The sequence below is a fragment of the Intrasporangium sp. genome (assembly GCF_040414665.1).
In the GTDB taxonomy this organism is placed as follows: Bacteria; Actinomycetota; Actinomycetes; order Actinomycetales; family Dermatophilaceae; genus Intrasporangium.
Window position 1 is genome coordinate 1 of record NZ_JBEDUL010000073.1, and the last position, 12,652, is coordinate 12,652.

Consider the following 12,652-nt stretch of genomic DNA (forward strand, 5'->3'; position numbering starts at 1 on the left):
TACAGGTCGGTCTTGGTCACGGCGATGACGAGCCAGATCGGCTTGTGACGGCGTACCGCCAGCGAGGCGATCCGGTGCGCGGTGATCGTCCAGTCCTCGAGCTCGGCGGCGAGCTGGTCCTCGCGGGTCGCGGACGCCGCGCCGGTCGTGCCGGCGGTACGCCGCGGGGTGGCGTAGCCGTTCGCGACCACGTGGATCACCCCGTCGACGGGCTCGTCATGGAAGACCTCGTCCAGGGCACCGAGCCGCGTCGCCGCGTTGTCACCTGGCACCACGAGGAAGCGGAAGCCCTGCAGCCGAGGAGACCGACGGGTGCGACGCTCCATCACCGCCGAGCCCACCTCGGCCACTCCGTCGCCCGAGGCGCGCCGCGTGAGCCGGTCAACGAGCTGGCTCTTGCCGACGCCGGTCATCCCGGTCACGGCCACCATGGGGAAGCGGTGCCGGAACAACCGGCTCATCCGCTCAGGGACCGACGCGAGACCGGTCAGCACACCGCCAGCGAGGGTCGCGCCCAAGGCGGTGCGACTCGAACTCGGCAGAATCGTCCGGAGTCGGAATGGTGTGTGAGACACAGAGCCTCCTCGGCGTGCTGATCAAGGGCCAATTGGCACTTTGAGCAGCCTACGTTCCGTCGGTCATTGTTCGGGCGATCGAATGCGAGTCGGCCGACGCTGGCGAGCACGGTTGCAGGTGCGAGGGTGATGACCCTCGGACGTCGGACTCACTTTCGGGTGGGTTCCGTCAGGTGACCTTGATGCGGCGTACCGTGCTGTAGCCGGTGGCCTGGGCGGTGGTGCCGGCGCGCTGGATGCGCACCTCCCAGGTGCCCTTCGACGGTAGCCGTGCGCTGGCCTTCGCGTACCCGCTCGTGCCCACCGCTCCCGACCCGAAGGACTTCCACGTGGCGGTTCCCAGCTTGCGGGCCTGGAAGCGAACGAGGGCCCCCTTCTCATGGGGCTTTGCGTACACACCGGCAGTCACGACCGATCCGTAGCGGGCGGAGGTGGGCAGGGACGACCAGGCGACGACGGCGACTGAAGTGGTTGACCGTTCGGCGCTCGCCACGGTGCTGCCGGGCACCGTTCCCTTGACCAGGGCGCGGAGCCGGCCGGACGCGGCATTGGTGTATCGGATCGTGGCCTTCCCGGTTGAGCCGATTACCGCCGTGCCGATGGAGGTCCAGGTCGACGAGCCTGCCTTCTTGCGCTGCAGGGTGACGGTCAACCCGGCAGCGGCTGGACTCCGCAGACCGACACGCTTCTCATCCAGCACGGTCACCGTGGCGGTCTGCACAGTGCCCCACGATGCCCGAGCCGGAGCGGCCAGGGTTGCAGTGCGGTTGGCGTACACGGTGACACGAACATCACGCTGTGGACCGATCACGCCGTCATGGGCCATGATCTCCGCTCGCAGCACCCCGGTGCCGGCGTTCTGCGGAACGAAGACGGCGTTGCGGTCCACGGAAGTGGCCCGGGGGCCGGGGCACAGGTTGGAGGTGAAGTCCTGCTTGAGCGGGGACTGGAGCGAGACGAAGCACTGAAGCAGCGCTGTGCCTGTCGGAGCAGTGGCCCGCAGGCGGACCGATGCGCTGCGCCCGACGACGAGCGCGGGGACGGTCACGGTCTCGCGGAAGTCGATGACCTTGATGGACGTCGACGCTCTGCCGATGCTCTTGCCGCCCACATCGAGAACCTCGGCCACGACGTCGACAGCCCCGACCGGGAGGCCCGCGGTCGACGCGGCGATGACACGGGTCGAGGCCTTCGTGGTGTCCCGAGGCACGTACCAGTCGGTCAAGTCGGCCGGGTACTCCGACACGGTCCCGTTCATCGTCAACCGCACGGTTCCCGGACGCGGAGCGGGAGAGCGGAGTCCTCGGACCTCCACCCTCACGGTGATTGGTTGACCCGCTGCCACCATGCCCGGATCGTCCGCCCGGACGGTGACTGGCGGGCTGTGCACAACGACGATCGAACCCGGCGAGGCGTAGCTCCAGCGACCAGCTGAGTCATGCGCCTGCGCGACCAGCCGGTAGCGCCCCTCGGGCAGGGCGGAGGTGTTGAGCTGGGCGCGGCCGACCGCATAACCCGTGTCGGGATCCGGTTCCTGCGACCAGAAGCCGGCGGCGGACAGCAAAGGTGTCGCACTGAGGTCGCCCGCCGCCGTCAACACGCTCACCTGAACCTGCTCGTCCGCGGCCCTGGTGCCAAGACCGCTGAACGTCACCCACCCGCCCGAGTCGAAGACCTCAGGTCCGCCTCCCGCCGTGTTCGGTGTGGCCGTAGCCTCCGTGCCGGCCACCCGGGTGGGCTGGACGACAGGTTGGTAGTTGACACCATTCCCGTAGGTCTGGATCGACCGGCCGTCCATGACAGCATCCACGTCCAAGCGGGCGAAACCCGGATACCAGGGCGTGGTCTGGCTCGCAGGGTTGAGCCGCCACGAAACCGAGCAGCTTTCCGGGCAGGATCCGGCCGGGATGGTGACGGGGTCCGCAGTGGGTGAGCTTGCCGCCCACGACGGCAGCCACGGCGTCAACGTCAGATCATGAGGCACGCCGCCCGTCACCTGGACAATCATGTCGAACGGGCCGTCCACTATGGCTGTGCCCGGCACGGTGGACACCGGCTGCAGAACCTCGACCACGGGATCAGCCTCGCTCGCGACTGACGGTGCGACTGCTGCCGGAGCCAGGAGCAGGGATCCGATGAGGAACAGGACGGCGGTCGAGCGAGTGGAGGGATGCACCGAGATCCTTCGGGTCGTGAGGGCTTGCCAGACCCTACCGAGCCCGTGGTCGCTATGTCCTTGTTTCGGCTCATTCAGGACGAAACATCCGAGGGGTCAGGGACGCCCGCCACAGACAAGGGTTCCGTGTGCCGCTGAGCTGAGTTCCGCCGGGCCGTGGAGTCCCGTCTCGCCGGAGTTCAGGACGAGGGCTCGCTGAAAGCCCGTTGCGTCGTGGCTGGGTCTGCCGCTTTCGGCAGGCGAAACGTACAGTCGAGAGGTGGCGCGCCTTCCCGTACCACCCGAGGTGCCTGTCGCCGTGGATCCCGGCGACACGGAGGAACGCGTCGACAGACCCTCGGAGATCGGCTGGCTGGGGCGCCTCCGGCGAAGGGCGTGGGTCGCGGTCGTGGCGGTTCTCGTGGTCGCAGGGATCGCCGCGTTCGTCGCACTGCGCGATCCTGGTCCTCCCCCGCTGACCCGACGGGACGTCGACGCGCGCGTGACGGTCGGTGTCAACGCCCAGGCCGAGAAGGAGGCCAGGGCGCCGGCCGAGGGGACGGTCGCGTATGCGGCGATCCAGCCCTCCCTCGTCCTCATCACGACACGGGGGTCCAACGCGGAGGGCGAGTTCGGCGGCACGGGCGCGGGCGTCATCGTCAACGCCACGGGCACGGTCCTCACTGCGCTGCACGTCGTCGAGGACGCTGACTCGATCACCGTCGCCTTCACCGACGGCACGAGCTCACCGGCCACTGTCGCCTCCGCAGACCCGGACAACGACATCGCCGCGCTCATCCCCAAGACCCTCCCAAAGACGGTGGTGCCTGCCGTCCTCGGTGGCGGAGTGCAGGTGGGCACCCCCGTCTACGCGGTCGGTCATCCACTCGGGCTGGCGGGATCTCTCTCGGCGGGAGTCGTGTCCGCACTGGACCGCGACGTCCGCGTCGATGGGGGCCGCCGCCTCGAGCACCTCATCCAGATCGACGCCGCGGTCAACCCCGGCAACTCCGGGGGACCGCTCCTCAACGGTGCGGGACAGGTCGTCGGCATCGTCACCGGCCTGGCCAACCCCACCAACGAGAGCCTCTTCGTCGGGATCGGCTTCGCCGTCCCCATCGCCACCGCCGGCGGCGCCGTCGGCGGGCCACCACGCTGAGACCGCGCAGGGAGCAGGTCGATGCACGCCGACCCACGACCAGGAGGAGCCGACATGGAGGGCGAGAGGACACACGAGACGCGAACCGGCACGGGGCACCAGCTCCTTGAGCAGATGCTCTATGAGGTGAAGCGGACCATCGTCGGGCAGGACGTACTCCTCGAACGCATGGTCGTGGCCCTGCTCGCCCGCGGCCACCTGCTCGTCGAGGGGGTGCCCGGCCTGGCCAAGACCCTGGCGATCAAGACGCTGGCCCAGGCGATCGGTGGCGAGTTCCAGCGCATCCAGTTCACTCCCGACCTCGTGCCCGCCGATCTCGTCGGGACGCGGATCTACAACCAGAAGGACGGCGAGTTCCAGGTCTCCCTCGGTCCCGTCTTCGCCAACCTCGTGCTCGCCGACGAGATCAACCGCGCACCGGCCAAGGTGCAGAGCGCCCTCCTCGAGGTGATGCAGGAGCGCCAGGTCACGATCGGCCGCCAGACCTACCCGGCGCCGGACCCGTTCCTCGTCATGGCGACGCAGAACCCGATCGAGTCGGAAGGGACCTACCAGCTCCCCGAAGCGCAGGTTGACCGCTTCATGCTCAAGGTTCTCGTCGGCTATCCCGCCGCGGCCGAGGAGTTCGTCGTCGTCGAACGGCAAGTCGGCCGCCCGGTCCGCACCGAGCGGGTCCTCGACCCGGACACTCTGCGCGACTACCAGGGCCAGGTCGACGACGTCTACACCGACCCGTCCATCATCGACTACGCCGTCCGGCTCGCCACCGCCACCCGGGAGCCGGACGGCGTCGGGCGCGACGACCTCGCCCACTTCCTCACCTACGGCGCGAGCCCACGCGCGTCGATCAACCTCGTCCTGACCGCTCGCGCGCTGGCGTTCCTCCGCGGCCGGGACTACACCCTGCCTGACGACGTGCGCGATCTCGCTCTTGACGTGCTGCGCCACCGGGTCGTCCTGTCCTACGAGGCGCTGGCCGAGGACCTCAGCGCCGACGACCTGCTGCTGCCGATCATCGAGGCGGTCCCGCGGCCAACGAGCGTCGCCCACGAGCACGAGCAGTCATGGACCCGACCGCGACCCTGAGTCCCGAGCGGCTGCTTCGGCGACTCGAGTGGCGGGTCGTCCGGAGGCTCGACGGCCTGCTCCAGGGCGACTACCGCAGCCTCTTCCGTGGGATGGGGATCGACTTCACTGACCTGCGGGAGTACGAGCCCGGCGACGACCTGCGACACATCGAGTGGAACGTCACCGCCCGGCTGGACACGCCCTACGTCCGCGAGTACGTCGAGGACCGCGAGATCACGTCCTGGCTCCTGCTCGACCTGTCGCCGTCGATGGCCTTCGGCCCGGTCGCCAGGCAGAAGGGCCTCGTCGTCGCCGAGGTGGCCACGACGATCGCCCACGTGCTGTCGCGCGGTGGCAGCCGGGTCGGCGCGGTCCTGTTCGACACGGGGGTGCGCACGGTCATCCCACCATCGAGCGGGCGAAACCAGGTGCTGCGCATCGCCAAGGCAGTCCTGGACACCCGTGCGGAGACGGGGACCGGACGCGTCACCGACCTCGGTGCGCTCTTCCGCGCGACAGCAGGGCTGGCCCGCCGCCGGTCCCTCGTCATCGTCGTGTCCGACTTCATCAGCGCCGAGGGCTGGGAGCGTCCGCTGGCCCTGCTCGCCCGCCGCCATGAGGTGGTCGCCCTCCAGGTCAGCGATCCGCGCGAGTCCGAGCTGCCCGACGTCGGCTCGATCTACGTCGAGGATGCGGAGACCGGGGAGCAGATCTTCGTCGACACGAGCGACCGCGGCTTCCGTCAGCGGCTTCGTGACGCGGTGGCCGAGCGGCAGGAGGCCCTCGAGGGAGAGGCCCGTCGGGTCGGCGTCGACCTCCATCGGGTGAGCACCGACGACGACCTGGTCCGCGTCCTCGTCCGGGTCTCCGAGCTGCGGCGGAGGCGACGGCGATGACCCTCACGTGGCCGTGGGCCCTGCTCGGACTGCTCCTCGTGCCGGTCGTCGTCATGGGGTTCCGGCGCTTGCTCCGGCGGCAGGAGGAACGGCGGGGCGAGCTTGCACGCCAAGGCCTCGTGGTCTCCGTCCCGCCCAGGGACCGGTGGGCACGGCTCGCCCCAGCCCTCCTCGTCGCCGCGCTCGTCGTGCTCGTCGTCGCGATGACCAGACCGGTGGCGGCGGTCGCCGAGCCCCATCGCGAAGGCACCGTCGTGCTCGCCTTCGACGTGTCCACGAGCATGTCTGCCACCGACATCAAGCCCACCCGACTCGAGGCGGCCAAGGCAGCGGCCCGGCAGTTCATCGACAAGCAACCGCCGTCCGTCAGGCTCGGCGTCGTCGCCTTCGGGGGCACCGGGCTCGTCACGGAGCGCCCGACGACGGACAAGGCGACCGTTCTCGCCGCGGTGAACCGGCTTGACGCGCAGGGCGAGACCTCGCTCGGTGGTGGCCTGCTCGGAGCCCTCAGCGCCATCGCTGGCCGACCCATCACCAAGGTCGCCACCTCCGAGTCCGGCTCCGACCAGGAGTCGGACATCGGCTACTACGGCGGGACCTCCATCATCCTGCTCACCGACGGGGAGAACACCACGGGTCCGGACCCGCGCGACGTCGCCGACCTCACGTCCGCCGCAGGGGTGCGCATCGAGCCCATCGGGCTCGGGACTCCCGAGGGGGCGGTCCTGCAGGTCGACGGCTTCAGCATCGCCACGGCCCTCGACAAGGCCGTGCTGGAGGACATCGCCAAGACGACCGGCGGCACCTACCGCGAGGCCGGCGACGCGGCGTCGCTCGCGAAGATCTACGACTCGATCGAGCTGAACTGGACAATGCGGACGGTGCCGCACGAGGTGACCTCGCTGGTCGCCGCCCTCGCCGCCCTCCTGCTCGCGGTCGGAGCGACCATCTCGGTCCTCCGCCAGGGCCGGGTGGTCTGAGTGTCCTTCGCCCAGCCGCTCCTGCTCGCCCTGGCGCTCGCCGCCCCGATCCTGCTGGGCGCCTATGTGTGGCAGCTGCGCCGCAGACGACGCCGCACGGTCCGGTTCTCCAACGTCGCCCTCGTCCGCGTCGCGGCCGGCCGACGCCGCTCGTGGCGGCGACACGTGCCGATTGCCCTCGTCCTCGCCAGCCTGGCCGTCCTCGGGATGGCCTCGGCTCGCCCGCAGGTGCGCACGGACGTGCCCGTTTCCGGGACGACGATCCTCATCGCCCTCGACGTCTCGGGATCGATGTGTGCCACCGATGTCGCCCCGAACCGACTGACCGCCGCCCAGGCGGCAGTCCGCGACTTCGTCGAGGAGCAGCCACCGGAGGCGAAGCTCGGCCTCGTCGTCTTCTCCGGGTTTGCGGAGGTCGCCGTCGCACCTTCCACCAATCGGGACGACCTGCTCAGCGCGATCAACGGAGTGACGACGGGCCGGGGCACGACGATCGGCGCCGCGATCCTCACCGCGATCGACGCGATCTCGGAGATCGACCCGGACGTGCGGCCGAGCGACCCGGTCGAGATCGCCGGCGACGTCGACCAGGGCGGCGCACCGGCGTTGACGCCGCCCACCCCGGTCCCCACCGGTCCCACCGACCAGGCGAGCGGGGATCCCTCGGTTCGCGTTGCGCCGGTCCCCGAGATCATCGTGCTGCTGACGGACGGCGCGAACACCCGTGGGGTGACCCCCGCGCAGGCCGCGGACCAAGCCGCGAAGCGCGGCGTGCGGGTCTACCCGATCGGCTTCGGCACGACGAACCCGACGACGTTGGCCTGCTCACGAGAGCAGTACGGCGGCTTCGAGCCACGGCAGAACTTCGGCTTCGGCCCACCGGGAGGCGGCGGAGGGGTGACCCGGAACTTCCTCGTCGTCGATGAACCAGCGCTGCGACACGTGGCGGAGACGACCGGCGGCGAGTACTTCGGCGCGACCGACGCAGCCGGATTGTCGACGGTCCTCGCCGACCTGCCCAAGCACGTCACGACCCAGCAGCAGGACGTCGACCTCAGCGCGGCGTTCGCGGCCCTGGCCGCCTTGCTGCTCGCCGCCGGCCTGGTCGTCTCCATCCGGTGGAGCACCCTGACCTGAGGACAAACCCGGACGCTTCCCGCGGCTTTCCCGGTTCCCCAGACAGTGCGGTCAGCCCGTCCTACCGTCGACGGGTCACGTTCCGCGTCAGGGGACTCAGTCACAGAGGTGCCCCATGAGCAGACATCATCGATCGGCACGACTCGTCGCTGCCGGAGCGGCATCACTCCTCCTCGCGGTGATGGGAGGCGTGACCGCCGCAGCCAACGGTGGGCCTCACAGTGGTCCCACCGTCATCGCCTCCGGCCTCAACAGTCCCAGGCAGCTCGCCTTCACTCCCGGCGGCGACCTTTATGTCACGGAGGCCGGGACCACTGGTCCATCGGGCAGCGACACCTGTCAGCAGAGCCCCGAGTTCGGCGAGGTGTGCTTCGGCCTCACCGGCTCGCTGAGCAAGATCAAGCACCACGGCGGCTTCGTTCGTGTCCTGGAAGGACTGCCCTCGGTCGGGACTGCTGACGAGCCGCTCGGACCCGGCTCCATCGCCTTCACGGGGAACCACACGTTCGCCCTGACGATCGGCCTCGGCGGCTCGCCAGAGTACCGTGCGGGCTTCGGCCCCGATGCCGCTCTGCTCGGCACGGTCCTGACCGGCGACCTCCGGCACCTCGACGGGCTGGACTCGCTGTCCGTGGCCTTCGACGCGGCCGCCTTCGAGGCGGAGGCCAACCCGGACGGTACGGACATCGACAGCAACCCCGTCGGCATCGCGAAGTCCGGCAACGGCTGGGTCTTCGCCGACGCCGGCGGCAACGCCGTCAACTCGACTCGGAAGGGCGGCCGGAACGTTGCCACGTTCGCGCCGGTGCCCACCACGCAGGCGGTTACCCTTCCCTTCCCGCCATTCACGCTGCCTGCGGGGTTCCCGGCTGATGCCGTTCCGACGGATGTCGTCAAGGGACCGGACGGTGCCTGGTACGTCTCGCAGCTCGTCGGATTCCCCTTCGAGCAGGGTGCATCGACGATCTGGCGCGTCGTTCCGGGACACCAGCCGACGGCGTTTGCGACCGGCCTGACGAATGTCACGTCCTTGGCCTTCGCCGGCGACGGCTCGCTCTACGCGGTGGAGATCGCCGCCAACGGCCTGCTGCAGGGACCGATCGGCTCGCTCGTCAAGGTGCACGCGCACTCCAACACCCACACGGTGGTGGCCGGCGGCCTGTTCGCTCCGTACGGCGTCGCCATCCGGGGCCAGGACGCCTACGTGACGACGGGGTCCGTGGTTGCCGGCGGCGGTGAGGTCGTCCGCATCCACCTCTGAACCACAGACAAAGGTGCCGTATGCCGCTGAGCTGGCTCAGCGGCATACGGCATCTTCTCTAGTCGTCGAGTTCGAGGACGTAGGCCGTCCCCGTGTCGCGGAAGCCGACACGCCGGTAAATGCGGGCCGCGGCGTCGGCTCCCGCGGTGAGGAAGACGAGGTCGACGCCCCGCTCGCGGCAGGTGGCGACGAGCGAACGGGTGATGGCGCTGCCGTGACCGCGGTTTCGGTGACCCGGCGGCACCGCGATCCCCATCAGCTCGGCAACGTCCCCCCGAGGGGCCGCTGATCCGGCGCCGCAGAGTCGCCCGCCTTCGTAGGACGCGACGACGATGAGCGCCCCCTGCTCGATGAGCTCCGGCTTGCGCCCGGTGTCGTGCTGCTCCACCTGGTCCTTGCCGTTGAACCCGGCCTTGACCGTGCCGAACGCGATGCCGAGGTGTGGGTCGGCGTGCGGCAGTGGTCGGGCCCGAGGGTCAGCCTCGATGGGGATGTCGGCCGGCAGCGTCAGCAAGGGATACGGGTGGGGTTCGTAGCCCGCCCCACGGACGGCGGGCAGCAGGGACGGCGTGACGTCGGCGACCCACTCGATCGCCCGGGGCAGGCCGAGCTCGACCTGGCGTGCGAGCACCTGCTCGACCGTCTTGGCGGTGAAGGTCGCCGACCCGTGCAACCTCGGTCGTGCGTAGAAGTGCCACCCCGTGCCCTCCTCGGGGACGAAGAGGGTGAAGGGTCCGACCTCCTCGGTCGTTGCCGCGGCTCGGGGGACCAGATCGTAATAGGCCTCGATCCGCGCGAACAGGCAGTGGTCACGCGTCATGCCGCCACCCTCGCAGGCGCTCCGCGTCGCGATCCAGTGCATTTCTCAACGATTGCGCGGGCGTCACGTGCGCTGGTCACATCGAGGGGATCCGGCGGGTCTACTCCGGTGACCCCAGGACCGGAGAATAGGACGAGATGACCCACGAAACTGACGACCTGGCGTGGCTGGCGGCTCGATTCGAGGAGCACCGCGGCCGAATGCGAGGCATCGCCTACCGCGTCCTCGGATCCGCGACGGAGGCGGACGACGCGGTGCAGGAGGCGTGGCTGCGCCTGAGCCGGACCGAGGCCGAGGAGATCGACAACCTCGCCGCGTGGCTCACGACGGTCGTGGGGCGGATCTCGCTCAACATGCTGCGCTCGCGCAGGACCCGGCTCGAGGAGCCGCTCGACGCCGAGAGGCGAGAGCCGACGTCCAGTGGAAGCGGGGGCATGGACCCGGCGGAGGAAGCGATCCTCGCGGACTCGGTCGGGGTGGCCCTGCTCGTCGTCCTCGACACGCTCTCGCCGGCAGAGCGACTGGCCTTCGTCCTCCATGACCTCTTCGACCTGCCCTTCGACGAGATCGGTCCGATCGTCGGGCGGTCCTCCTCGGCGGCCAGGCAGCTCGCCTCCCGGGCCCGGCGGCGGGTGCGTGGGACACCGACCCCTCCTACCGATCTGCCGCGGCAGCGTCGGGTCGTCGACGCCTACCTCGCTGCCGTCCGGGACGGCGACTTCCAGGGACTGCTCCTGCTCCTCGACCCGGACGTCGTCCTTCGGGCGGACGCGGGCGCGACGCCGGCGGGGCGGCTCGTGTCGTTGCGCGGGGCCGAGGTCGTGGCACGCGCCGCCATGGCGTCGTCCCACCGCGCGAGGTACAGCGCACCGGCGCTCGTCGAGGGAGCAGCAGGGATCGTCATGGCGCCTCGTGGGCAGCTCTTCCTCGTCCTGTCCTTCGCCTTCGACGGAGATCACATCACCGCGATCGACGTCATCTCCGACACGGACCGACTTCGCAGCCTCGAGCTGGCAGTCGCCGACTGACCCCACCCGGGTCTACCCTGCCGACTGTGGTGACGAGCGGCGACCGGGCCGGTGGCAACGGGGCCGAGCTGCTGCGCGACGTCCTCCGGGCGCCCGTGTACGAGGCGGCCGTTGTCACTCCCCTCGAGGTGATGGAGTCGCTCTCCGAACGCCTCGGCAACACCGTCGAGGTCAAGCGGGAGGACCGCCAGCCGGTCCACTCGTTCAAGATCCGCGGCGCCTACACGAGGATGCGTGCCCTGACACCGGGCGAGGCTTCCCGTGGAGTCATCGCCGCGTCGGCGGGCAACCACGCCCAGGGGGTCGCGCTCTCGGCCTCGCTGCTCGGCATCGAGGCCGTCGTCGTCATGCCGGTGACGACCGCGCCGATCAAGGTCGATGCGGTCCGCAGCCACGGCGCAACCGTCGTCCTCTTCGGCGACACCTTCGACGAGGCGAAGGACGAGGCGCTCGGACTCGCGGCGCAGCACGGCCACACGTACATCGCCCCGTTCGACGACCCGCTCGTCATCGCCGGCCAAGGCACGCTCGGGCTCGAGCTGATTCAGCAGGACGCCCACCTCGACCGGGTCTTCGTGCCGGTCGGCGGTGGTGGGCTCGCGGCCGGCATCGCAGGACTCATCAAGAACCTCATGCCCGGGATCAAGGTCATCGGTGTCGAGCCCGAGGACGCCGCCTGCCTCAGCGCTGCCCTGTCGGCAGGCAGGCCCGTCGAGCTGCCCGAGGTGAGCCGCTTCGCCGAGGGTGTGGCGGTGAAAAGGATCGGCGACACGACGTTCGAGATGTGCCGGAGCTACCTCGACGACGTCGTCACGGTCGACTCCGACGAGATCTGTGCCGCGATCAAGGACATCTTCGAGGACGTGCGAGCCGTCGCCGAGCCCGCCGGAGCGGTGGCCCTGGCCGGCCTCAAGAAGTACGTCGAGTCCCATGGCCTGAGGGGTGAGCGCCTGGCCCACGTCCTGTCTGGAGCCAACGTCAACTTCCACACCCTGCGCTACATCTCCGAACGCGCGGAGATCGGCGAGCAGCGCGAGGCCCTCTACGGCGTGACCATCCCGGAGCGGGCGGGGTCGTTCCTCGAGTTCCTCAGGGTGCTCAAGGGTCGCGCGGTGACGGAGTTCAACTACCGCGTCGACGGGTCGGACGACGCGCGCATCTTCGTCGGCGTCCAGCTCGTCCGGGGGCACGCGGAGCGGTCCGAGATCGCGGAGGCGATGTCGGCCGCGGGCTACCCGGTGATCGACCTGTCCGACGACGACACGGCGAAGACGCATGTGCGCTACATGATCGGCGGCCACCCGCCTGCCCTCCCGGAGCAGGTCTACTCGTTCGAGTTTCCGGAGCACCCGGGAGCCCTCGCCCGCTTCCTCACCCAGCTGGGCACGCGCTGGAACATCACGATGTTCCACTACCGCAGCCATGGAGCGGACTACGGGCGGGTGCTCTGCGCCTTCGAGGGCGTGGCGGGGGACGTCACCTTCCACCAGCACGTGGAGGCCCTCGGCTACCCCTATGTCGACGTGACGACGAGTCCCGCGCTCTCCTACTTCCTTCTGCCGCGCTGAGCGGG

The 12,652-nt window shown here is 69.9% G+C and carries 10 protein-coding genes and 1 pseudogene; 8 read left to right on the forward strand and 3 right to left on the reverse strand.

Annotation, left to right across the window (positions count from 1 at the left end; genetic code table 11):
- Together ABF401_RS08365 and ABF401_RS08370 are read right to left on the reverse strand one after the other, a co-directional pair.
- Nucleotides 1-461: pseudogene (locus ABF401_RS08365) on the reverse strand (hypothetical protein); the annotation flags it as partial.
- A 283-nt stretch (nt 462-744) separates the two neighbouring features.
- Nucleotides 745-2,373 (reverse strand): hypothetical protein, encoded by a 1,629-nt coding sequence (locus tag ABF401_RS08370; protein WP_353509087.1) that lies wholly within the window; start codon nt 2,371-2,373, stop codon nt 745-747.
- A gap of 637 nt (nt 2,374-3,010) precedes the next feature.
- On the opposite strand from ABF401_RS08370, the gene ABF401_RS08375 reads away from it, so the two are divergent.
- From ABF401_RS08375 to ABF401_RS08400, 6 genes are all read left to right on the forward strand, one after another.
- Nucleotides 3,011-3,889 (forward strand): S1C family serine protease, encoded by an 879-nt coding sequence (locus tag ABF401_RS08375; RefSeq protein WP_353509088.1) that lies wholly within the window; start codon nt 3,011-3,013, stop codon nt 3,887-3,889.
- A 54-nt stretch (nt 3,890-3,943) separates the two neighbouring features.
- Nucleotides 3,944-4,975, forward strand: a complete 1,032-nt coding sequence (locus ABF401_RS08380; protein WP_353509089.1) for an AAA family ATPase — start codon at nt 3,944-3,946, stop codon at nt 4,973-4,975.
- The gene (locus ABF401_RS08385; RefSeq protein ID WP_353509090.1) at nt 4,954-5,853 is read left to right on the forward strand and encodes a DUF58 domain-containing protein; all 900 of its coding nucleotides are present in this window, start codon (nt 4,954-4,956) and stop codon (nt 5,851-5,853) included. The genes ABF401_RS08380 and ABF401_RS08385 overlap by 22 nt, the downstream gene beginning before the upstream one ends.
- Nucleotides 5,850-6,833 carry a VWA domain-containing protein gene (locus tag ABF401_RS08390; RefSeq protein WP_353509091.1) on the forward strand — a complete coding sequence of 328 codons (984 nt, stop codon included), beginning with the start codon at nt 5,850-5,852 and terminating at the stop codon, nt 6,831-6,833. The genes ABF401_RS08385 and ABF401_RS08390 overlap by 4 nt, the downstream gene beginning before the upstream one ends.
- Nucleotides 6,834-7,970: a VWA domain-containing protein gene (locus ABF401_RS08395; protein ID WP_353509092.1), complete on the forward strand. Its 1,137-nt coding sequence runs from the start codon at nt 6,834-6,836 to the stop codon at nt 7,968-7,970.
- Between the two features lie 115 nt (nt 7,971-8,085).
- Nucleotides 8,086-9,231, forward strand: a complete 1,146-nt coding sequence (locus tag ABF401_RS08400; RefSeq protein WP_353509093.1) for a ScyD/ScyE family protein — start codon at nt 8,086-8,088, stop codon at nt 9,229-9,231.
- Nucleotides 9,232-9,289: 58 nt separating this feature from the next.
- Here ABF401_RS08400 and ABF401_RS08405 read toward each other — a convergent pair whose 3' ends face one another.
- A complete protein-coding gene (locus tag ABF401_RS08405; RefSeq protein ID WP_353509094.1) occupies nt 9,290-10,051 on the reverse strand; it encodes a GNAT family N-acetyltransferase in 762 nt (253 codons plus the stop codon).
- A gap of 137 nt (nt 10,052-10,188) precedes the next feature.
- Between ABF401_RS08405 and ABF401_RS08410 the strand changes: the two genes are divergently transcribed.
- Nucleotides 10,189-11,079: a sigma-70 family RNA polymerase sigma factor gene (locus tag ABF401_RS08410; RefSeq protein WP_353509095.1), complete on the forward strand. Its 891-nt coding sequence runs from the start codon at nt 10,189-10,191 to the stop codon at nt 11,077-11,079.
- A 29-nt stretch (nt 11,080-11,108) separates the two neighbouring features.
- On the forward strand, nt 11,109-12,647 hold the full coding sequence (gene ilvA / locus ABF401_RS08415) for a threonine ammonia-lyase, biosynthetic (RefSeq protein ID WP_353509096.1): 1,539 nt from the start codon (nt 11,109-11,111) through the stop codon (nt 12,645-12,647).
- The last annotated feature ends 5 nt before the right edge of the window (nt 12,648-12,652 follow it).

What these genes read in the sequence shown, in the direction of transcription:
- ABF401_RS08370 (WP_353509087.1), bottom strand. Translation starts at nt 2,373, where the DNA reads ATGGACGGCCGGTCGATCCAGACCTACGGGAATGGTGTCAACTACCAA.
- ABF401_RS08380 (WP_353509089.1), top strand. Translation starts at nt 3,944, where the DNA reads ATGGAGGGCGAGAGGACACACGAGACGCGAACCGGCACGGGGCACCAG.
- ABF401_RS08385 (WP_353509090.1), top strand. Translation starts at nt 4,954, where the DNA reads ATGGACCCGACCGCGACCCTGAGTCCCGAGCGGCTGCTTCGGCGACTC.
- ABF401_RS08390 (WP_353509091.1), top strand. Translation starts at nt 5,850, where the DNA reads ATGACCCTCACGTGGCCGTGGGCCCTGCTCGGACTGCTCCTCGTGCCG.
- ABF401_RS08400 (WP_353509093.1), top strand. Translation starts at nt 8,086, where the DNA reads ATGAGCAGACATCATCGATCGGCACGACTCGTCGCTGCCGGAGCGGCA.
- ABF401_RS08405 (WP_353509094.1), bottom strand. Translation starts at nt 10,051, where the DNA reads ATGACGCGTGACCACTGCCTGTTCGCGCGGATCGAGGCCTATTACGAT.
- ABF401_RS08410 (WP_353509095.1), top strand. Translation starts at nt 10,189, where the DNA reads ATGACCCACGAAACTGACGACCTGGCGTGGCTGGCGGCTCGATTCGAG.